Genomic DNA, 23286 nt, shown 5'->3' with positions numbered 1-23286 from the left:
AAAATAAGAGAAGTGCTACACTGCTTAAATGTAATTTTTCTTTATAACTTTATTATTAATTGTCTATTATAGTTACCCTACTTATGAATCACAACTTAACGTACCTGCATCCTTATCCTTTTGCAAAGATGGCGACATTGCTTGCTAACAGTGTGCCAGCCCATGACTACAGTGAAATCAAGCTCGGTATTGGTGAACCAAAACATGAGCCACCAGCGTTGGTGCTGGACGTACTACGTGAAAATTTGGACAAAATAAGTCGTTATCCAACGACTAATGGCATGTTTGAGCTGCGCCAAACCATCGCGCATTGGCTAGAAAAACGCTTCTTTTTGAACCATGTCGATGCCAATACGCAAGTATTGCCAGTAATGGGCACACGCGAGGCTATTTTTAGTCTGGTACAAGCAGTCGTGGATCATAAAGTAAGCGATACAGAGAGTAGTCCTCTATCTGTCTCTGACCCGTTATCTGCCGTTTCTCCTATGGCTGCTCCTACAATAGTCATGCCCAACCCTTTTTACCAAATATATGAGGGTGCAGCGATACTGGCGCAAGCCAAGCCTTATTTTGTGCCTTGCACACTGGACGATGACTTTAAAGGTAACTATCGCGCCGTACCAAAAGATGTTTGGGCGCGCACGCAGTTGCTGTTTGTTTGTAGTCCGAACAATCCGACGGGCTCGGTCATGACGATGGAGGATTGGGAATATCTCATTCGTCTGTCAGATCAGTACGATTTTATTATTGCCAGTGACGAGTGCTATAGCGAGCTGTATTTTGATACGGCACCGATTGGACTATTGCAAGCCTGCGCTGCCCTCGGTCGTCATGATTTCAAAAACTGTATTGTCTTTCACTCTTTATCTAAGCGTTCAAATCTGCCTGGTTTGCGCTCAGGGTTTGTGGCAGGTGATGCCAATATTTTGCAAGCTTATCTGCAATATCGTACTTATCAAGGCTGTGCGATGCCGATACCACATCAGCTCGCCTCGATCGCTGCATGGCAAGATGAAAAGCATGTGGCACACAATCGCGCTCTGTATCAAGAAAAGTTTGCCTTGTGGATGTCTGAGCTTGGTGAACTACTAGAGTTACGAATGCCTGAGGCTGGATTTTACTTTTGGATAAAGGTCCCTGAGCCATTCGATGGGGATGATGAGCGGTTTGTCAAAGCACTGTACGAGCAGGCCAATATCCACGCACTAGCAGGGCGCTATCTGTCACGTGATATTGATGGCAAAAACCCTGGGCAAGGCTATGTGCGCATTGCGCTCGTTGCGAGTGTTGATGAAAGCCGTGAAGCAATAAACCGTATTCGAAAATTACTAGGCGCATAAGCAGTCGCTTTATACACAAAAGCTTTCAAAAAAACAGCAACCTCTAATAGCCACAATATTACTGTGGTTATTAGAGGTTTTTTGCTTTAATAATGCTATAGTAAAGTATCTTTTATCATCAATTATCTTTTACTCAATATGCCATCAAGGATGATGCCATGCCCCATCTTGATTTTACCCAGCCGCCCTTTGACGTATTGAGTCTGGCTGAACGCCAAAGCATCAGGAAAAATACTCAAATCCGCTACCTCGCCAAAAATGAGAATCTAACTGCCGAAGAGTTGCAATATCTGTATGTGGTCATTAAAGGGCAGATTGAGCAATTGCTTGATGATGAGTTTGTTGCCTCTTACTTGGGTAGTAATCACTCCGACCATCTCAATAATAACGACTGGTTCGACAGCCGTCGTCTGCCTGAATCATTGACTGAAAATAGCCTTAATACTAAAGCCCTGCAGACCTATCAGTTTCGAGCCGCTGAGGATACCTTGCTGCTCCAAGTCGCTGGTAGCGCAGTCGATAAAATCAGCGCCCAAAATCATCTAGTGCGCCAAATGCTGTCAGACAAATTGCCCGAACGGCTAAAGGCATTACAGCAGCGCCGCAATAATAAATCCATAGTCTCTGCTAGCTACAATGATCAACAAGAAGTGCAGCAAATCATGTTGCAGCCCGTCATTGACGTCAATCTATTGCCAGTCCATATCGTCAACGCCAATAACAGCTTGTACGAAGCCGCGTCTATCATGACGAAAGCGGGGCTAAAACATGTACTGGTGCAACCCTTAAACCACCTAAAAAACGAGGGCGAGGTGCAATATGGTACTGGTCATCTATTGGGTATTTTGACCGATACCGATATTTGCCGCGCCGTGAGTGACCAGCAAGATCCAGCCACTACCCCCTGCCAGCGCTATGCTAATTTCAACTTGCGTACCATCAAAGCCGGTGATGAGATTGGCGATGCATTATTGACCATGACCCGCTATCGTATCCATCGGCTACCAGTGATTGATCAAAATGGAGATGTCGTCGGTATATTGGGACAAAGCGATATGCTTGCGCATATTGGTCATCATTCACAGCTCATTAGTATCCAAATCGAGCAAGCAAAAGACTTATCGAGCTTAGATACTGCCGTCGAGCTTATCGGTCGTTACATTCGCGCCCAACATCAAAACGGTGTCAAAATCGGTAATATCAGCCGCATGGTACAGACCTTGAATGCACAGGTATTTACTAAGCTCTGGCAACTTATCGTGCCTGATGAGGTCATGACAAATACCTGCCTGATCGTGATGGGCTCCGAGGGGCGCGGTGAGCAAATCATGCGTACTGACCAAGACAATGCGCTCATCTTACGTGACGGCTATACTCACCCTGATCTACCAGAATTTGCGGATACTTTTAATCAGCATTTAGCAGACCTCGGTTATCCACTGTGCGATGGTAATATCATGATGACCAACCCTATGTGGCGACAGCCGCTAAAACAGTTTAATGCCCAGATTGGTTTATGGTTTAGAAATACGGATCCCATGCATGGTATTTATTTGTCCGCCATACTCGATGGCGAATATGTCTGCGGAGATGAGTCATTATTGACTCAGGTGCGTCAACATTTAAAGGTTGCCCACAGGCAGTCAGACCCTATGTTTGTACGCCAGTTCGCGCGCGCCGCGCTACAGTTCGGTGATGTCAATCAGTGGTGGCAAAAGTTCGTGCCTTTGCTTGGTGGTAAATCCGGGTCAGAAGACATTGACCTAAAGAAAGCCGGTATCTTTCCACTGGTTCATGGCATTCGTACCTTGGCATTAGAAAACGATATCTTAGAGCTGCCCAGTAGTAAAAATCGTCTGAAAGCTTTGGTACAAGCGCGCGCCTTGACCCAAGAGCGAGCGGATACTTTACTAGAAGCCTTGGAGTTTTTTATGGCACAGCGCCTATCAGTCGCCCTATCAACCGATGATAAACATGCACGGCAAGTCAACCCAATGACCTTGACCGCGCTTGAGCGCGACTTATTAAAAGAATGTTTGGCCGTTGTTAAAAGCTTTAAAAACCAGCTACGTCAGCATTATCAACTAGAGCTCGCATAAGTACAACAATCGCATAAATGGATGAGCGACAACTATGAGTTGGCTAACACAGTTATCCTGCGCTTGGCAAAAAACGCAGCTACAGCGCCCAGAATTGGCATCGATGTTTACCAAACCTGTGGCTAAGCAATGGATAGCGATTGACTGCGAAATGACGGGACTCAATCCAAAAAATCACCATTTATTGTCTGTCGCCGCGATTCATATCAATGACAATACAATCGACACTGGCAATGGCATGCATATCGTATGCAGACCACCTGTGATGCCAGACCGTGACACCATTGTGATTCACGGTCTACGTACTGCCGATGTTGAGCATGGTATGAGCTACGATGAGATGCTGGCGCTGTTGTTGCCATTTATAGGTAATCGCCCAATTGTGGGGTTTTGTACGAGTTTAGACACAGCGTTTTTAAACCCTCTGGTCAAACGCTATATGGGCACAGCACTGCCCAACGAAGTCATCGATTTACGCCATTTATATAGTCGGCGCATGAGTGGTCAAACCCAAGGGCTATCTAGCCAAGCGCAGCATCTGACCAATATTTTAGCGAACTATAATATACCCGATCTAGGCGCTCACGATGCTTATAACGATGCCATTATGACCGCCATGGCATTTTTACATGTGCGCTAGCGTGTGTGCGTATTTTAAAAATTCAGATAAAAACAGGTTTTCATCTACGCCTGCCATCTACGCGAAAACGGCAACTCATGTTACCATAGGCTGTTTTTGCCACCTGATGAAAGATGCTCATGCGACCCACCTCTAAACTCCGTCATTCCTCTGCTTTTACTGCCAAATTATTCCCTTTTTTTCGTTATCTGCGACCGTCGAAGCCGCCTGCTAAATACGCACCTATCATGGCGTTATTAGCAACGGCGACAATACTGCCCATCCATGCGCAAGCAGCACTACCAAAAGCCATCGAAGCAGCATTATCACGAGCCGATTTAACAGAGGCTGATATTAGTATTATCGTCACACCAGTCGGTGATAAAAATGCCAGTCACCTGCCCACTCCCATTCAGGTTATTGATAGCAGCAGCACGCACCGCTCACCTAAACCCGCTCTTCAGCCAAAACCGACTGCCAATATAAATGCTGATATAAAAAGTAATTCTCAAAAAACCACGCAAAATAATAATGACAAAACCAATAATAACCATGTGCGCCAACAGAGTACGCTGATTACTATTGAACAGCGTACCATTGAAAAGCATGAGAAAAAACTGCATGCCTACACCGATGATCCTTATACTTATCAAAGCTTAGAAAGCATCCCAACGATATTGGGTAATGAGGCAAAAACAGCTGTCATTAACGACAACAACGCCAGTAACAGTAACAATAAAACTGGTGACATCAGTACTGATAATACCTCCATAAAAATTTCATTTTCACCATTACTGAACCATCAAGCTGATATCGCTCGCACGCCTGCCAGCACCATGAAACTCGTTCCCAGCTTTATTGCTTTAGACACTCTAGGCGCTGATTTTTTTTGGCATACTCGTGTCTATCATACAGGCCTTGTCATCGGTGACCGTCTGCATGGCGATTTGATTATTCAAGGCAGCGGTGATCCAAAAATGACCCACGAGCGTTTAAAACAGCTCCTTTATAAAGTACAGTCGTCCGGTATCCATCATATCGACGGTGATATTATCATTGACAGTGGCGTCTTTAAAAATGTCAGTAAAGACCCTGCCGCCTTTGACAATTCGCCACTGCGTCCTTATAACGCCAGTCCCGATGGTTTTTTGGTGAATTTTAGTACCATCGGTATCAAAAGCTATCCGTTAAACGATGACCAAGCAAATCTGACTTATACACCAAAATTAGCAAATTATGCTTTGCCCAGCATCATAAATACGCGTTCGGCGGCCTGTGGACAAGCGCGTTATAGTCTCGCACCTGAGTGGCAAACAAAACAATTGGTGTTAAATACTCATTTGCCAAACAGCTGCCAAGAGCATGCTTTTTATGTGGCTTATCCTGACGCCAAAGATTTTGCGGCACGCGTTATTGCCGCAAAATGGCAAGAGCTAGGCAATACGCTGAGTGGTAGTGTCATCACTCAAGAAGCATCTTACACTACAACGAAAAGTACCAAATCAATGCATGGTCTGGCAGCACTACCTATCTCACCGTTACCTATTGTCAGCTACCCATCATTGAATTTGACGCAGCAGATTTACGATATCAATCACTTTTCAAACAATGTGATGACTGAGCAAGTGGCGTTATCGATTGGTGTTTATGATAAAATTGATAATAAAACACTCGATAAAGTTATTAGTAATTCACATAGCTTGTATCAATTTGGCAAGCCGACTGCGACGAGCTATCCTGTCGCATTACAAACTATTAATCAATGGTGGCAGACCAATCTAAGCACACAGCCGCCCTATTTGACCAATGGTTCAGGACTCTGCCGCGACTGTACCATCACAGCTGCCAACCTAAGCGAGCTATTAACTTATGCTTATAGCCATCCAAGTTTTGACGCTTACGTCAACTCGTTAGGTATCGCTGGCGTCAGTGGCACCATTACCGCTCATAGTGAACGCCTACCAGAATCAGCAGCCATTGGTCGCGCGTGGATAAAAACAGGTACCTTAAACAACGTCACTTCGATGGCAGGCTATGTCAAAGGATTGTCGGGACAGGATTATGTCGTGGTTGGACTCATCAATAGTGAGCAAGCACATAACGCTTATACAGCCAGACCCGTGCTAGATGCGATGCTTGATTGGACGGCGCAGCATTAAGTGTTTTTCAAATCCTATTTTCCACCTTTATAAAGGTTCACTTATGTCACGCAAGACAACCAATCTCAATAAATCCAAGACTCATTCAGGTGGCGAGCCGCTGCCGAAGAACCATGAGTCAGCGCAGCCTAAACTGACACAATATGTAGGATATTTCGCGATAGGCTATACGCTTGCCAGCGCAATATTTATGATGATTCAAACCAAGCTTGCTGTGAATTCGCAACTGGTAACGGTGTTGTCTATCATTATCGGGGCTTATATCGCGGTTCATAAATTTGTCAAACATCAGCAGCGCGCATTGAATAGCGGTGAAATCAATCGCTTAATGTTTGGCGGTGTCGCGGTGGTCTGGCTACTGACTGTCATTTACTTCTTAGCCATATGGTTTTGGTTGTTTGATGCGGTAAATCGCGAAGTCTTACTAGAGATGGCCGTCCAGCAACCACTGCCATTGGTCTCATCGCTGGTGATGATATTGGTGCTGACACTGGTCAGTGCTCGCATCAGTCTTTGGGCGATCAATCGCCTGCTTGACCCTAAACGCAAAACTATGTGAGCGAGGAAACCTCAGCCGAACCTCTACAAGGTGCTACAAATTTTTCTCCCTATTAATACATAAAATCCGTTAGGCTAACTTTAATGAGTAACCTTTTGGATGATTGTGGGTGATTAACGGTTTTATATTTTAATAGGAGCATTTATCATGGACATGGTTTTTTTTGACAATATAGACAAGCTTGGACGCATTGTTTTGACGACTGTCATGGTTTATGTGTTGATCGTACTGGTGACCAAAGTCTCAGGTAAACGCTCCACCTCGCAGCTCAATAATTTTGATTGGATCGTCACCGTGATGATCGGTTCACTTGGTGCCAGTACTATTCTGCTCAAAGACATTCCCTTTGTCGAAGGGATTTCATCGATTTTAGTACTTTATCTATTGCAGTTTTTAGTCACCAAATACGCCTCTATCTCACCGCAATTTAGCAGTTTCATTTTGTCAGAGCCGCGTATTGTTTTCTATCAAGGGCAGTTTTTGCCAGATGCCATGCGCGCTGAGCGGCTAACTCGTCAAGAGATTGAATGTGCGATGCGCTCTGAAGGAGTGCATCGTTTTGATGATGTTGAAGCCATCGTTTTTGAATCTGATGCCAAGCTTACTATTATTCCAAAACCCAGCCCAACTGATGCGAGCGGTAATGACCAAAATACAGAAGATAGTGTCTCGCAAACCATACAGCCTTTGATGTAATACCTATTGCTTATCGAAGATTAGTAAAGCATAAAAAAAGCTTCGTAAAATCTTGTTTGTTACGTTCACTTCAGCGTAAAATTCTTTTGTTACATTTGACTAATGAATAAAATTAAAGTGGTACTGGCTATGAAAGTAAGGATTTTAACCGTCGGTAATAAAATGCCTAAATGGGTACAGACGGGGTTCGATGAGTATTTTAAGCGTATCCAGCCTATGCTCAGTACAGAAATCGTGGAAATTGCTGCCGCAAAGCGTGCAAAAAACCCTTCTGATGCCAATTTGGCACAATACCGTGAGCAAGAAGGACAGTCAATACTAGCCGCTCATAATGCCTCAGGGCGTGAGCAACTATGGGTATTGGATGTCAAAGGTAAAATGATTTCAACAGAAGGACTGGCTGATAAATTAGCTGATGGCATGCAACAAGGCGATGATATTGCACTGGTGATCGGTGGTGCGGACGGCGTATCACCAGAAGTATTAGCCAAAGCTGATGTAAAATTGTCACTATCAGCGCTGACATTACCGCATCCGCTGGTACGTGTTGTACTAATGGAACAGTTGTATCGCGCAATGAGTATCAACAACAATCATCCTTATCATCGTGGCAATTAAGCAGTCGTTAAACACTGCCATACTCTGTGCTAATATTTTGTGCCGATATTCTGTGCTGATAGTTTATGGGCAACAATATCAATGATAGAAGCAATTGAAAAATCGCGGTGCGCCCTAATAAACGCTACATGAAATATCCAAAACATGCGACACCTAACGCCCCTCATGCAATTCATCAGCCTGATGACTCGTACTCTCATTCGCCAACGCCTATTACAGCGACTGGCGTTTGGACAGATGCGCCTATTTTAAAATCAAATGTGGCTAAGCTACCAGCATTGTTTATCTCGCATGGCGCACCCACGCTTGCCATTGAACAATCTGCCACGACCAGTGCACTGAGTCGTATCGGGCAAAACTTACCAAAGCCACGTGCCATCCTGATTATGTCAGCGCATTGGCAATCCGCCAAACTCGAAATAAGCAATAATCCGCAACCCAAGACTTGGCACGATTTTTCAGGTTTTCCGCCTGAGCTATATGAGCTTCAATACCCTGCATCTGGTCAACCAGCACTTGCTGAATCCCTTGCCCAGCAGCTCACTGCACGCGGTATTACTTGTAGTGTTAATCCAGTGCGGGCTTGCGATCATGGGGTGTGGGCGCCGCTCAGGCACTTATATCCAGAGGCTGAGATACCTATCGTACAGGTTTCTCTACCGCAGCATTATGACAGTATCGCCTGTTATCAATTGGGTGCGCAGCTAGCGCGCCTACGTGAGGAACAAATACTGATCATTGGCTCAGGTAACATTACCCATAATCTGCAAGCATTACGCTGGCAAGCAGATAGTGTTGACCAAACGGCTAAAGCATTTAAGCAATGGCTGCTACAACAGCTCAAAACAGACATTCCTAGTGCTTTAGATTGGCAGCAATACCCTGACTATAAAGATATTCATCCGAGTGACGAGCATTTGTTGCCATTGTTTTTTGCCTTAGGTACAGGTCAGCGTGTCTCAGTTGTTCATCAAAGCATGGCGCATCATAGCTTGGGTATGGATATTTATCGATTTGATTAAGTAATCATTACTTAATCGATAGAATACACACCTACTTCTCAAAGGCTGCCTTGGTAAACAACCCTACTCGTTCCATCTCCCCTGCCACACTGAATAATGTCGCTTCATCATTCATACGCCCAATCAGCTGCATCCCAATTGGCAAACCTTTTTTACTCATTCCTACCGGTAATGACATCGCTGGCAATCCCGTGATATTACCCAGTAGTGTAAAGGCCATTTTGCTCAGCACAGGCTGACTAAGCTTTTCGATCATACCTGAGCTAAAGGCATACTTACCCATATCGATGCCCTTATTGAGCAATCCTGCGCTACGCATGAGCATTTCATCCATACGACTTGGTGGCAGTACACCATGCTTAACTGCAGGTGTCGGCACGGTCGGACATAAAATCATGTCATAGGTTTCAAGTAGCAAGCCAGTTTGATACTGACTGTGATGCCAACCATGCTTAGCATGCGCCAAATCAACGGCTGATAACGAGCGACCTAGCAATGCCATATTGTAGGTTTGCGGTTCTAGGTTTTTGATATGTTCTGCCCCAAAGTCACGCTCGATATTATCAATGGTAAAAGCGGTATGGGTGCAGACCACCACCATAAAGTCATGCCAAAACTGCTCGATATTGATATTCGGCTCAGCGGGTATGACACGATGACCCATGGCTTCTAGCTGCTTAGCCGTTTGCTCTAATACGGCTAACACTTCTTTATCCACCACAGTATTGGCAATCAATGGCTGTTGATGCAAGGCAATGGTTAACGGCCTTGGTGCGCGCATCGCTGCTTGCAAAAATGTACCCTCAGGTGGCGCGATGACATAAGGCGCACCAATCTCTGCGCCATTTGTAGCGTCGAGCATCGCGGCACTGTCACGTACGCTGCGGGTAATCACGTGATCTGCGACTGCACCTTCCCAGCCTTCCCCGAATTTAGGGCCTATTGGGTTACGACCACGGCTGGGTTTGAGTCCAAACGCGCCGCACCAAGCAGCAGGGAAGCGTATCGAGCCACCACCATCACCCGCGCCCGCCATCGGTACGATACCGCTCGCTACTGATGCTGCACTACCGCCCGATGAACCGCCAGAGCTGTAACCTTTTTTAAAAGGGTTATGAGTCGCACCATGGGCTTTTGGTTCAGTGGTAATAATTAAACCAAATTCTGGCGTATTGGTTTTGCCAAAAGTATTCACGCCTGTGGCTTTCATGCGCTTGACGATTTCACTGTCGCTCTCAGAGATGATATTAACACTACGACTGCCCATCGTGATTGGCTCATTGGCAAAGCTAAATGACAAATCTTTGAGCAAATAAGGCACACCATTGAATATACCTGAGGGTAATCCCGCCTGTGCAGCATGATAAGCACGCTCATCGAAACGATGGATGATGGCGTTTAATTTGGGATTGAGTGTGTTGGCTTGATAGACGGCAGCATCTAACACCTCTTTAGCGCTGACTTCACCTGCATTGACCCATGCCGCCAATGCTATGGCATCATATTGAGTATATTCTTTAAACATAACCTGCATCCTTGCTGAGTAATGAACCTAAGATTTCTGAAAACTGAGTGATATTTATGCTATCAACAAAGGTCAGTTTAGTATAAAAAACGAGTGCTGATAATTGATAAAAAAACTGATTGGTCATTCAGACATGAGCGTTATCATATTTTTTCAATAAAAAAGACGAACCACTCTCGTGACTCGTCTTTTTTATTGTCTAATATAATCTAAACGCTACATTAATAGCTCACGCTTACCGCTTTTGCCCATTGAGCTGACCAACCCCGCGTCCTCCATAGAATCTACGATACGTGCGGCACGGTTATAGCCGATGCTAAATTTACGCTGAATACTAGAAGCAGAAACTTTCCGCGTCTCCATAATAAAGGCCACAGCATCATTATAAAGGTCGTCGTCCTCACCAGAGGCGTTAGCCGTACTACCACCGCCACTAGGACTAGATAGTTCAAAGTTGCCTGCCATATTATCAATATAATCAGGCGCACCGCGTTCGCGCCACGCGTCACAGACACGGTTGACCTCTTCATCGCTGACATACGCACCATGCACACGATCTGGCTCAATTTGCCCAGGTCCTAGAAAGAGCATATCACCATTACCCAGCATGTCTTCGGCACCACCACTGTCCAGAATCGTCCGCGAATCCACTTTTGAGTTCACACGTAGTGCCGCCCGCACGGGAATATTGGCTTTAATCAAACCCGTGATGACATCGACCGATGGACGCTGGGTAGCCAGCATTAAATGAATCCCTGCTGCCCGCGATTTTTGTGCAAGACGGGTGATAAGCTCTTCGGCTTGCTTACCAACCTGCATGATCATATCGGCAAACTCATCCGCGACAATGACAATCATCGGTAAGGTTTTTAGCTTCGGTGCTTGGCTGATACTCACACTGTCATTAGGTCGCCATAAAGGATCAAGCATCGGATTGCCCGATTTTTCAGCAGCAATGACCTTTTTATTAAACTCATTAAGCTTACGCACTTTGAGCAAACTCATCAGTTGATAGCGACGTTCCATCTCTGCCACGCACCATGACAAAGCACTGGCCGCTTCAGTCATATCGGTGACGACTGGTGTTAATAGATGTGGAATATCATTATAGTTGGCAAGCTCGAGCTGCTTTGGATCAATCAAAATGAGACGCAGCTCATTTGGCGTATATTTGAGTAGCATCGATAGTAGCATCGAGTTGACCAATACCGATTTACCCGAACCTGTCGTACCAGCAACCAACATATGCGGCGCGCGCGCAAGGTCAGTAATGATGGCATTACCACCGATATCCTTACCCATCGCCATGCTGATTTGGGCTTTAGGATCTTGGAATTTTTCGGTATTCAATAGCTCAATCAAACGTACCATTTCGCGCTGCTTATTGGGTACTTCGATACCGATATACGGCTTACCCGGAATCACTTCAACCACACGCAAAGACGCCATCGATAGCGAGCGCGCTAAATCACGTGAAATACCGGTAACCTTACTGGCTTTTACACCAGCAGCAAGCTCCACTTCAAAGCGGGTAACAACAGGACCCGGAATGGCGTTGACCACAGTCGCCTTTACATTAAACTCTTGTAACTTAATCTCTAGTAACTCTGATAATTGCTCAAGCTCGGCGACGGTATAACTGGGCTTACGATCAGGGTCTGGCTTATCCAAAATAGAAATCTCTGGAATAGGCGTTAGGCTACTGCGATAGGCAGCCGTTTGCATCGAGCGTGATTTTTGACTGAAGGCGGCATCATCACTAATATCTGGCATAACGGGCGCATTGACATCCTCAGCGCTATCATCCTCTGGCATCATGTCAGTGATATGATTGCTACTATCGCCCTCAGGTACCGCAAAACTTACCGTTGGTTTAGGCAAAACTATTGGTTCAATAGCTGATGCTGTGACGCGGGTTTCTACCGTAGGCGGCAGTTTAGGATTAGACGGTGGCGTATTGGTCGGCGTCATATCAGCGACTGACGCAACTGGTTCAACCACGTCTACTGCTTTGGCGACACTCGCTTCATTAGATATATAAGAAGGTTCGAAATCCTCTGACAGTTCAGGCTCTTCATCAAACCATTTATCAGTAAAGTCGTTCATTTCACTATTAGATGAGTCTGTCGCAGGCGCTGTGACTGCTGCTTGTCTGGGCAGCTCAGTCCTATTGGCTGCTTGCACTGTTTCTGAAGGTTGCCCTGTTTCTGCAGGCTGCATAGCTGTAGATGTTGAGACATCCGCATGCTCTGCCAACCATGCATCGGCCAGTATATCAACGGCCTCCACTTTATCCTCTAACTCGAACGATTTAGGCTCATTATCCGTTTCGTCAGCCGTCTCACCGTATACCAGCTCATTTATTGATGGCTGAGCTATTGACGGCAAGTTCTCTGTTGATTGAGCTTCGGACATCTCTACGGCTGATATCGCTGTAGAGTCTAGCACCACTGTCTCTAACGACTCAGTATTGCTATCAGCAGATACAGAAGTAGTAGCAGCTGAATCAGAAGTGTTCATATTATTAGCGTGATAAGCCATTTGCTCGCTGGCTAACAAGTCATCGACAGTATTGGCGTCATTCCAAGCAAAGCTTGGCTCGACTTTACGGATAGCAGTCATGGCAGGACTTGACGGCGTCGATGTATTCGTATGACTTGCTAGATTTTGAACAGTACTGCTAGGTGTTTCTACTGAGACAGGGACAGGCTCACTATTCTCACGACTAGATTTAGCAGCTGAATTAGGCGTCGCCGCTTGTGTTACGGCAACTACAGACGCTTTAACGCTCTCAGCCAACCCTGACGTTGCCAAGAACTCTGACAACACATTGCTGAACCGACCGCTGTTGTCTACGGCTTGAGCATTGCCAGCAACTTGCAATTCAAGTGGTAACTGCTCGTGATCGGCTGCGTCTTTTTTCGCGTTACTCTTAGCTATGTTTTCATCATTTTGCTTGGCATTGATATTTTCTGGCGTGGTTGACACACTATCATGCATCCTACCCTGACGCTTCACCCCTGAGCCAAGCCACGATAGCGCCTTAACCTTCTCATAAATTGCTAGCCAATGAATATTAAAGGCAAAAGTCGCGGTAATAATGACGAATGCCGTCAAGAAAATCACACTCCCCCACTGCGATAAAAGCTGTGCCAAACGCGCCTGTAATTCAAACCCAATTATGCCACCAGCCACGCTTTCCAGCCCTAGCGTTCCTGGATTGGTCAATTGCTGTACTAACGCCACCAATTGTGCAAACAACGCACTGGCACTTAATAATAAAAACACATAAGCAACCACTCGCATCAGCCAAAACGTTGGCTTGTTGTCCCACCAAATAAGGATAGACTCATAAACCACAAATGCCAGCAGCCACCATGCACCAAAACCAAAGAAGCTATAAAGCAAGTCAGATAACCAAGCACCCGATTCGCCGCCTACATTATTAATCGTGGTCATATCGCTACTGATATGCGACCAACTAGGATCATTACTGGTATATGTCATCAAAATGACAAATAGATAAACGGCCAGTATTAACCCAAGGAGGGTAAATATTCCCTTTTTTAAATACTCAATAAGCGGTGCTGATATCACGTAAGATCTGCCTTGTTATTAATACTAAATGGTCGCCAATGCATGACTAAGCCTAATCATGCTGACATAAAGCGCTGATAAAGGGTTGGATATAAAGTGCTGATACAAACGCACTTAGCGAAGTGTACAGAAAACATTGTCTATTATAAAAGCGATATACAACAGCCTTCTTTTTGCCTTTGGCACACTTGGCATAACTTCTTATAATAACAAATACATAGGGATAGTGGCGACCGTCTTACAAAGAAAGCGTGCAATAAAATCAGTCTGTATACGGTTTAGGCAAAAATCATACGGTTTAAGCAAAAACCTATGTCACTCGCAAAATATAACGAATAGAACAAGGACAGTCATATTAGATAAGACCTATAAAATACCAGCGGTTTCTAACCATAATATTTCAAGAGAAATATACTTTGATTGTAATCATACCTGTGTTTGTTTTAGCAAACTTGTACTTTTCGTCCAATGCCCTTATGTTATTATCACGCAGCGATTAGAAAATCCCATTAGCATCAATTTTGAAGACTGTTTTTTATTATATTGCTCACTCGTATTTTTAACATTTATATTTAGCAAGGAACAACTCATGGCAACTGACAATACCGCTCCACGTCACGAAAAACTCATTATCCTAGGCTCAGGCCCTGCTGGTTATGCAGCGGCTGTGTATGCAGCACGTGCCAACCTGAAACCTGTCATGGTCACGGGCATGGAAGTAGGTGGACAGCTAACTACCACCACTGAAGTCGATAACTGGCCGGGCGATGCGCATGACTTAACAGGTCCTGCATTGATGGATCGCATGAAAGCCCATGCCGAGCGCTTTGGTACTGAACTGGTTTATGACCATATCAATGAAGTCAATTTAAACGTGCGCCCTTTTGAGCTGACGGGTAATAACGGTAGCTACACTTGTGATGCGCTTATTATCTCGACTGGCGCATCAGCACAGTATTTGGGGTTGGAGTCAGAAACCAAATTCCGCGGTCTTGGCGTATCAGCGTGTGCAACTTGTGATGGTTTCTTTTATAAAGATCAAAAAGTTGCTGTCATCGGTGGTGGTAATACTGCTGTTGAAGAAGCCCTATATTTATCTAACATTGCCGCTGAAGTGACCTTGGTGCATCGCCGTGATAGCTTACGCTCCGAAAAAATCCTCCAAGATAAACTGTTTGAAAAGGTCAAAAACGGTAATATTAAAATCGAGTGGAATCATAAAGTCAAAGAAGTCGTCGGCGATGACATGGGCGTCAATGGCGTAATCATCGAATCTATGATTGATGGCAGCACTAAACAATTAGACGTGTTCGGCATGTTTGTCGCGATTGGTCATAAGCCGAATACAGACTTATTTAAAGGTCAGCTGGATATGAAAGACGGCTATCTTATTGTCAAAAGCGGCTTAGACGGCAATGCCACACAAACCAGCATCGAAGGTGTATTTGCCGCAGGTGATGTCGCAGATCATGTCTATCGTCAAGCAATCACTTCTGCTGGTACGGGCTGTATGGCCGCGCTAGATGCTGAAAAATACTTGGATGCGATTGGCGAAGCTACAGCCGCTGACCATACTTATGCGTCAACATTGACTGCTGATAAAGAAGCCTAAATGGGTAATTTCTCTCAATATAACAATGAGCACATCACGCCTGAGACCTTAAAAAGTCTTGGGCGTTATGACTTTCCTGACCCTTTGATGGTTGATCCTGACGGCATTGGTATCGTCGCTGTCGGAGGAGATTTGGCAGCCGAAACATTGATTTCTGCTTACGCGCAGGGTCTGTTTCCTTGGTTTAATGAAGATGAACCAATTGCATGGTGGTGCCCTGAACCGCGCTGTGTGATGGTGCCAACCAATTATAAGCCAAGCAAGTCGCTGCGTAAGCAAGCCATCCGCGAGCGTTGGCAATTAACCTTGAATCAAGCTTTTGATGACGTTATTCATGCCTGTAGTTTACCGCGCAGTGATCGCCTCAATAATGAACAGCCCGAGGGCGAACATACTTGGATTCATGATGAAATGATTGAGGCTTATACCGAACTGCATGCACAAGGATTTGCACATAGCATTGAAGTTTGGAATGATAAAGGGCAACTCATTGGCGGGCTTTATGGTCTAAAAATAGGTAGCATTTACTTTGGCGAATCGATGTTTCATATCGCCTCTAACGCCTCAAAGTTCGCATTTTGGGGTTTAATGCGCTTATGTGAACAAAGCCATGTGGCGCTGGTCGACTGTCAGCTACCAAATGAGCATTTGATGAGCTTGGGTGCAACCACGCTACCGCGTGCTGAATTTCTCACTCAATTGGATCTCTTAACGGCTAATAATATTGTCAAATGGCAAAATAACTCTCATAAACCACTCGCCGTATCGTTACTTGATACCATAGAACCTTGGCAGCTTATCTTAAAATAAATACGATGACGAAGTGATTGATGGCTTATGTCTGTTTGTTAATCGCTACTTTATTAACTCGTACCTTATCAACTGCTACCTACCGACGAGGTTATCATGGCACCCGACACATCGTTCTTACTGATTGGAACACTGGCAACAAAAGCTCAAACAACCAAAGACACCGTGCGTCATTATGACCAACTGGGCTTGCTAAAATCTCGTAAGCGTCAGGCAGGCTCGCGTTTATATACCGAGTTTCATCCAGAATGTATCGAACGTATTGAGCTAATCAAAAGTGCGCAAGCGATTGGCTTTACACTCACTGAAATCAGAGACAGCTTGAATGATTATTACGATGGTCAATTGGATGTTGATTTACAACTGATGCTTACTCAGCAAAAATTGGCGCAAATACAAAAACAGCAAGCCAATATCAGCCTCATGGTAGAGCTATTAAGCGAACGTATCGATGTTCTTGAGCGTATGAAAGTAGATAATGACTATAAACTCAATATTGAAATCTGCAAAAAGAAAATACCCACTCAATAATAATAAAAGTGCCGACCCATCTACTATTCTGCGGGTTTATTTGGTTCCATTCGATACCCTTCATTATTCTCGGACGTACAGGCGCTGCATAATCAGGGCATCAATAGCTGGTTGATGTGGAGTTTGGTAATACCCTTTACGCTTATGAATTAGAGCAAATTCTTGCTGCTCATATAAGGCTATCGCAGGCGCATTATCTGCGCGCACTTCTAATAAAAGGCTCTCCACCTGATGCGTTCTCAATTCTGTATTCAATCTGGCAAAAATTTGTGAGGCAATACCTTGACGTTGATAATCAGGATGGGTGCCAATACGTAAAATCTCCGCTTGTTCAAAAATCACTTGATATAGACAATAGCCTGTCACAGTATTATTAATAATAATATTGTCTTTTTGCTCATAAACGATCAGCAGATGCATGCTATCTTGTTTGAGTGATTCCACCAATGTCTGATAGCCCCAAGCATCTTGCGGTTGAATGATGGCTTCAATATCCGCTACTGCTTGCAGCACTTGCTCAAAATCTGCACTATGGGTTGATAAAATCTTTATCATCAACATTATGTATCCTCTTATTATTATTTATACAAACCCAAATACCATAGCACTTACTGTATTTCAAATATTTATCATTACAATATTGATTATGCCATTACCTTTTTATAGCCAAAAAAAAGCCACCCTTATTCAAGGATGGCTTTTTTATGACTAACTTACAATCTCATTACTGAGACTGATAGATTAGTTTAGTACGTTAGCAACAACACCAGCGCCTACAGTACGGCCGCCTTCACGAATTGCGAAGCGAAGACCTTTGTCCATAGCGATTGGGTGGATAAGCTCTACGCCCATCTCAACGTTATCACCAGGCATTACCATTTCAGTACCGTCTTGTAATTGGATTGCACCAGTTACGTCAGTAGTACGGAAGTAGAACTGTGGACGATAGCCGTTTAGGAATGGTGTATGACGACCACCCTCTTCTTTGCTCAACACATATACTTCAGCGTCAAACTTGGTGTGAGGCGTGATTGAACCTGGCTTAGCTAGTACTTGGCCACGTTGTACGTCTTCACGCTTAGTACCACGTAGTAGTACGCCACAGTTTTCACCTGCACGACCTTCGTCAAGCAGTTTACGGAACATCTCTACACCAGTACAGGTGGTTTTTTGAGTGTCACGGATACCGACGATTTCGATTTCGTCGCCTACGCGTACGATACCAGATTCAACACGACCTGTTACAACAGTACCACGGCCTGAGATTGAGAATACGTCTTCGATTGGCATTAGGAATGCTTTGTCAACGTCACGCTCTGGCTCTGGGATGTAGGTGTCAAGAACGTTAAGAAGTTCTACAACCGCTGGTTGGCCGTATTTTTCTTGTGAGCCTTTTAGGGCTTCAGTCGCTGAACCATGGATGATTGGGGTATCATCACCTGGGAAGTCGTAGTCATTAAGAAGTTCACGAACTTCCATTTCTACGAGTTCTAGCAATTCTTCGTCATCAACAACATCACATTTGTTCATGAATACGATGATGTACGGTACGCCAACCTGACGTGAAAGCAGGATGTGCTCACGGGTTTGTGGCATTGGGCCGTCAGTTGCTGATACGACTAGGATTGCGCCGTCCATCTGAGCGGCACCAGTGATCATGTTTTTAACATAATCGGCGTGACCTGGGCAATCGACGTGAGCGTAGTGACGTGCTGGGGTGTCATATTCTACGTGTGAGGTGTTGATGGTGATGCCACGTGCTTTTTCTTCTGGTGCTGAGTCAATAGACGCGTAGTCTTTGGCTTCGCCACCTGAAGTGATTGCTGCTACAGTTGCGATGGCAGCTGTTAGGGTTGTTTTACCGTGGTCAACGTGTCCGATTGTACCGACGTTGACGTGTGGCTTTACGCGTTCAAACTTGGCCTTTGCCATGGGTATTTCCTCTTTTTTTGGTGAATCTTTATCAATCAAAGATCGGTGAATAGCTGTTTGACGGCTCATGATGCATACAGAACCATCAAACCGTTGACGCTATGGCTTATCTACTAAAACTGTTTGATCACTTTACGACTGTATATATGTGCTCAGATCATGCATTTCAATGCTGCACATATAGGTTTAAGCATTATACGTATTTTTTAATCTAGTCAACATTACAAGATATTATACATTATCGCTGTTGCACTACTTTATCTTAGTGTAAATCATTAATAATATTGGAACCTGCCGAACCTAGATACTTTTATCTTAGATACTTACTCATGTATTGATAACTTAATAAATTGACAGCACTAAAAGGCAACACCTCAGTGTCACCCTTAAATATTATTTGCTACACTGTAATTTATAATTTTCAATATTTTGTAATTTCGATATCGACACAAACTGTTTAAAGATGGCAAAGCAAACACAAGAGGTTTAAACAATAAATGGAGCTCATATTGAGAATTGAACTCAAGACCTCTCCCTTACCAAGGGAGTGCTCTACCGCTGAGCTATATGAGCATGTTTTTAATAACCACAAAAAACAACTTATGGATTTACTAAAAAAAATATCACGATACAGCAATACTAAAACTGACTGTCGTGATGATTTATTGGTAATCTTTGCGATGTTGTATATATGGAGCGGGTGGCGGGAATCGAACCCGCGTCATTAGCTTGGAAGGCTAAGGTGTTACCATTATACCACACCCGCAATTACTCTTATTCAAGAAGACTCTAATCGAGAGTCATGAAGTATAAAGAGTATGCTTGGCGCTATGACAAACTTAAAAAATATGGTGGTGGGAGAAGGATTCGAACCTTCGAAGCTTTCGCGACAGATTTACAGTCTGTTGGGTTTGACCGCTCCCCAATCCCACCTTAGGTTGCTTTAAACAAAAATGGCTTTAGTTTAAGACAGATTCATAAAAAGCTACTTTAAGAGAGATGGTGCCGACTGCCGGGATCGAACTGGCGACCTACTGATTACAAGTCAGTTGCTCTACCAACTGAGCTAAGTCGGCTTGTTCTCTTAAAGTGGTGGCTATTCTATCAAATTTTTTGAAAGACGCAAGCCCTTTTTTGCCTTTTTTATGATTATTTCAATAAAAAAATATAACTAATTGATTGTAATGATGTTTTTTTAAATAAAAAATAGGCTGTTTTTCCACAATAACCGCATACTGTGTGTTTATGACTGGAGTCCCTATCGAATCCGTAAACCATTACACGCCATTTTTACCGCTTTGACCAACGCTAATGCTTTTTTGTTGGTCTCTTCCCACTCTGCTTCTGGGATAGAGTCAGCGACCACCCCAGCGCCCGCTTGGATATGAATTTTACCACGGCGCATCACGGCAGTACGAATAGCAATGGCGGTATCCATGTTGCCATGCCAGCCTAGATAACCCACTGCGCCACCAAAGACGGTTCGACGGACTGGCTCTATCTCGTCAATGATTTGCATGGCGCGTATTTTGGGCGCACCTGATAGCGTACCAGCGGGGAACGTCGCACAAAAAACATCCAACGCATCCTTATTGGGCAATATCGTCCCTTCAACATTAGAAGCAATGTGCATCACTTGCGAATAACGCTCGACAAACATCTTTTCGGTGACTTTGACACTGCCATATTCACAAACGCGGCCAATATCATTACGACCCAAATCGATAAGCATCAAGTGCTCGGCGATCTCTTTTTTATCATTCAACAGCTCTTTTTCAAGCGCTAAATCTTCCGCTTCATTTTTTCCACGTCTACGAGTACCCGCCAATGGTCGTACCGTCACTTTGCCATTGTCGATACGTGATAATATCTCAGGGGATGCTCCAATAATGTCGAAACGCTTGTGATTATCGAGGGTGTAACCATGCACCAGAAACAGATAAGGCGATGGATTTAAAAATCGTAGGGCACGATAAACTGCTAATGAGTCGCCAGTATAATCGGCCGTCAAACGCTGCGCAGGAACGACTTGCATGACATCGCCTGCTAAAATGTAATCCTTTATTTTATTGACATCATGACAATATTTCTGCGCGCCTGTTTGTGAGGTAAATGTCGGCGTCGGCATTACGGGTGCGCTCAGATTTGGCATTTCTGCCAGTTTTTCTTCAATTTTTTCTAGCTCGCGGATGGCGTTGCTATAGCCATCTTCAGTGTGACAATCAGCATAAACGATGATAGATAACGTATTTTCTAAACTGTCAAAAACAATCACGCTCATTGACAGCATCAGCCACATATCCGGCATTGTCATCGGATTGGGGGCGTCTGACAAACCCACGCTTGGCTCGATAACCCTCACCATGTCATAGCCAAAGTAACCTACTAAGCCGCCGCTAAAGCTCGGTAGCGTTGCAATATCCTCGACTGTTGGCATCTTATATTGCGCCATTAGCTGACGGATATAGTCAAACGGGTCAGCGACTGCATCGACATCGGTATGGTCATTTTTTTTGACGGTCATATTACCATCGGCATACTGCAAAATGAGATCACTACCTAAACCAATCATCGAATATCGTGCCCAACGCTCCCCGCCTACGACAGACTCAAATAAATATGCAGAGCCGCTTAAATCACGTACTTTAGAAAATACAGATACTGGTGTCTGTGCGTCCATTAGACGTTTTTTTATCAGTGGAGCATGACTAAAGCCACGGTCTTTAAAAGCTTGATATTCTTCAAAGTTCATCATAATAATGCTCTCTTAACAAAATATTGGCAAAAGATAAAACAGCAGACTGTTAAATAAAATAAGCGTCAACACTCTATTGAATGTTGACGCTATCAAAGTGGCATATTCGTGAGAGTTACTAGACTATTAGCCGATAGTAGCTAACAATTGGCTAATAATTATATCAAAACCCGCTTGGATTAGAGCATCTCAAACGCACTGGTCAGTACTTGGTTACGCACCGCCCATGTTAAATAACCACAATGCTAACGCAATAATAATGACGGCAATAAACACCCAAATAAACCAACCACCGCTTGGTTTTTTCTCTGCCTGTCCTGCATTGGCTGAATTACTGATAGCCTGATCCATCGCATTATTACCTTCTGTCCCAACATCACGAGATTGATCTAGATTGGCAGTGCCAGAAAATTGTGCGGTTGCCGCCTGCTTAGCTCGTAGAATATCGGGATCTGCTTCTTCTTGTAGAGCAGTTTTAGTCGTTTTGTCATGCTCTGATTCAACTGCTGGCTTTTCATGTACAGCTGACTGCTCTACTAATAACGTATCATGAGCAGGTGCTGTCGGTGCCGCCTCTGTCGCTGTGACGGCTTCTGGCTGACTTACAGCAGGTTGTGCATCTGCTACAGTTGCAGCAGCGACTGGTGCCGCGTCAGTTATGTCGGACACGGTATTGTCTATAGCCGTCAAAACTTCATCGACGCCAGTTTGTTTCACAATCGGCTCCTGAATTGGCTCCTGTAAGACTGGTTCAACTGTTTCATTAACACTGGTCTCAGTTACCCCTACTGAGTCTGCTACTCTATCCAAGGCGGTATCAACAGGTACTGTCTTCACATCAGCTATCACAGGCAGAATAGCTTCGATGCCCGTTTGCTTAACAATCGGCTCTTTTACTACTGATTCATGAACAACAGGTTCACTCACTGTCGAGTCTTCGACAGCCTGTGTTTCGGCAGTCGTTTCAGCAACCACTGTCTCAGTCTCAACCACTGACTCCTCTACTGCTACGGGCGCTAATACATCAGTATCTGTAGCAGCAAGTGGCGCGTTTACCTGAAAGCTGAAACTGGCAAATCCAATGGTATCATCTACCTGTAAAAGGCTCGATGTATTACCTTCGATACGCTGCTCGTTGATAAATGTACCGTTCGATGAGTCTAAATCTTTGACATACAATCGACCATCTAAGATCCTTAACACCGCATGATTACGCGATACTTGCTTGCTACCAAGTACCACGTCATTGTCGCTGCCACGACCAACAGACAGGCTGTCATTGACCGTCAACGTTAGGTCACCAAGCGCTTCTGTTAATGCATTAAGTTGCCAAGTCTCTGTGTCGACTGTCGCCTTCATACTATCTGTATTGTTCGTCATGCGGTAACTCCTTATTCTTTTATTAAATTTCA

17 protein-coding genes and 4 tRNA genes are annotated in these 23286 nt (G+C 44.5%); 11 read left to right on the top strand and 10 right to left on the bottom strand.

What is annotated here, in order from left to right; translation table 11 throughout:
• The first annotated feature begins 83 nt into the window (after positions 1 to 83).
• From dapC to AK822_RS02605, 8 genes are all read left to right on the top strand, one after another.
• Complete coding sequence (dapC, locus tag AK822_RS02640) at positions 84 to 1340, top strand: succinyldiaminopimelate transaminase (protein WP_060490472.1); 1257 nt, start codon at positions 84 to 86, stop codon at positions 1338 to 1340.
• 158 nt (positions 1341 to 1498) lie between these two features.
• Complete coding sequence (locus AK822_RS02635) at positions 1499 to 3439, top strand: DUF294 nucleotidyltransferase-like domain-containing protein (RefSeq protein WP_060490471.1); 1941 nt, start codon at positions 1499 to 1501, stop codon at positions 3437 to 3439.
• 34 nt (positions 3440 to 3473) lie between these two features.
• Positions 3474 to 4079 (top strand): 3'-5' exonuclease, encoded by a 606-nt coding sequence (locus AK822_RS02630; RefSeq protein ID WP_060490470.1) that lies wholly within the window; start codon positions 3474 to 3476, stop codon positions 4077 to 4079.
• Between the two features lie 119 nt (positions 4080 to 4198).
• The gene (gene dacB / locus AK822_RS02625; protein ID WP_228139052.1) at positions 4199 to 6217 is read left to right on the top strand and encodes a D-alanyl-D-alanine carboxypeptidase/D-alanyl-D-alanine endopeptidase; all 2019 of its coding nucleotides are present in this window, start codon (positions 4199 to 4201) and stop codon (positions 6215 to 6217) included.
• A gap of 43 nt (positions 6218 to 6260) precedes the next feature.
• Positions 6261 to 6776 (top strand): ABZJ_00895 family protein, encoded by a 516-nt coding sequence (locus AK822_RS02620; RefSeq protein ID WP_060490469.1) that lies wholly within the window; start codon positions 6261 to 6263, stop codon positions 6774 to 6776.
• 147 nt (positions 6777 to 6923) lie between these two features.
• On the top strand, positions 6924 to 7472 hold the full coding sequence (locus tag AK822_RS02615; RefSeq protein ID WP_060490468.1) for a DUF421 domain-containing protein: 549 nt from the start codon (positions 6924 to 6926) through the stop codon (positions 7470 to 7472).
• A gap of 129 nt (positions 7473 to 7601) precedes the next feature.
• Complete coding sequence (gene rlmH, locus AK822_RS02610; RefSeq protein WP_055125193.1) at positions 7602 to 8090, top strand: 23S rRNA (pseudouridine(1915)-N(3))-methyltransferase RlmH; 489 nt, start codon at positions 7602 to 7604, stop codon at positions 8088 to 8090.
• A 128-nt stretch (positions 8091 to 8218) separates the two neighbouring features.
• Positions 8219 to 9112 carry a DODA-type extradiol aromatic ring-opening family dioxygenase gene (locus AK822_RS02605; protein WP_087945539.1) on the top strand — a complete coding sequence of 298 codons (894 nt, stop codon included), beginning with the start codon at positions 8219 to 8221 and terminating at the stop codon, positions 9110 to 9112.
• A 31-nt stretch (positions 9113 to 9143) separates the two neighbouring features.
• Here AK822_RS02605 and AK822_RS02600 read toward each other — a convergent pair whose 3' ends face one another.
• Positions 9144 to 10637, bottom strand: a complete 1494-nt coding sequence (locus AK822_RS02600) for an amidase (protein WP_060490467.1) — start codon at positions 10635 to 10637, stop codon at positions 9144 to 9146.
• Between the two features lie 216 nt (positions 10638 to 10853).
• Positions 10854 to 14234: a DNA translocase FtsK gene (locus tag AK822_RS02595; RefSeq protein WP_060490466.1), complete on the bottom strand. Its 3381-nt coding sequence runs from the start codon at positions 14232 to 14234 to the stop codon at positions 10854 to 10856.
• A 589-nt stretch (positions 14235 to 14823) separates the two neighbouring features.
• On the opposite strand from AK822_RS02595, the gene trxB reads away from it, so the two are divergent.
• The 3 genes from trxB (at position 14824) to AK822_RS02580 (ending at position 17187) form a co-directional block, all read left to right on the top strand.
• Positions 14824 to 15846: a thioredoxin-disulfide reductase gene (gene trxB, locus AK822_RS02590; RefSeq protein ID WP_045456114.1), complete on the top strand. Its 1023-nt coding sequence runs from the start codon at positions 14824 to 14826 to the stop codon at positions 15844 to 15846.
• Positions 15847 to 16656: a leucyl/phenylalanyl-tRNA--protein transferase gene (aat, locus tag AK822_RS02585; protein WP_060490465.1), complete on the top strand. Its 810-nt coding sequence runs from the start codon at positions 15847 to 15849 to the stop codon at positions 16654 to 16656.
• A 96-nt stretch (positions 16657 to 16752) separates the two neighbouring features.
• Entirely contained in the window at positions 16753 to 17187 is a 435-nt protein-coding gene (locus tag AK822_RS02580; RefSeq protein ID WP_045447676.1) for a MerR family transcriptional regulator, read from the top strand.
• Positions 17188 to 17250: 63 nt separating this feature from the next.
• Here the strand turns inward: AK822_RS02580 and rimI are convergent, their stop codons facing one another.
• The 8 genes from rimI to AK822_RS02540 form a co-directional block, all read right to left on the bottom strand.
• Complete coding sequence (gene rimI / locus AK822_RS02575) at positions 17251 to 17748, bottom strand: ribosomal protein S18-alanine N-acetyltransferase (RefSeq protein ID WP_060490464.1); 498 nt, start codon at positions 17746 to 17748, stop codon at positions 17251 to 17253.
• Positions 17749 to 17928: 180 nt separating this feature from the next.
• Entirely contained in the window at positions 17929 to 19119 is a 1191-nt protein-coding gene (tuf, locus tag AK822_RS02570) for an elongation factor Tu (RefSeq protein ID WP_055124836.1), read from the bottom strand.
• A gap of 498 nt (positions 19120 to 19617) precedes the next feature.
• A tRNA-Thr gene (locus AK822_RS02565) sits at positions 19618 to 19692 on the bottom strand.
• A gap of 119 nt (positions 19693 to 19811) precedes the next feature.
• Positions 19812 to 19885 (bottom strand) — tRNA-Gly (locus tag AK822_RS02560).
• 83 nt (positions 19886 to 19968) lie between these two features.
• Positions 19969 to 20052, bottom strand: a tRNA-Tyr gene (locus AK822_RS02555).
• 67 nt (positions 20053 to 20119) lie between these two features.
• Positions 20120 to 20195 (bottom strand) — tRNA-Thr (locus AK822_RS02550).
• Between the two features lie 182 nt (positions 20196 to 20377).
• The gene (locus AK822_RS02545; protein WP_060490463.1) at positions 20378 to 21874 is read right to left on the bottom strand and encodes an anthranilate synthase component I family protein; all 1497 of its coding nucleotides are present in this window, start codon (positions 21872 to 21874) and stop codon (positions 20378 to 20380) included.
• A gap of 213 nt (positions 21875 to 22087) precedes the next feature.
• Positions 22088 to 23254 (bottom strand): FHA domain-containing protein, encoded by a 1167-nt coding sequence (locus AK822_RS02540; protein ID WP_060490462.1) that lies wholly within the window; start codon positions 23252 to 23254, stop codon positions 22088 to 22090.
• Positions 23255 to 23286 lie beyond the last annotated feature (32 nt).

It is taken from the genome of Psychrobacter sp. P11F6 (assembly GCF_001435295.1).
In the GTDB taxonomy this organism is placed as follows: domain Bacteria; phylum Pseudomonadota; class Gammaproteobacteria; order Pseudomonadales; family Moraxellaceae; genus Psychrobacter.
Note: the sequence above shows the minus strand (reverse complement) of the source record. Positions and strands in the feature narration are given on the sequence as shown.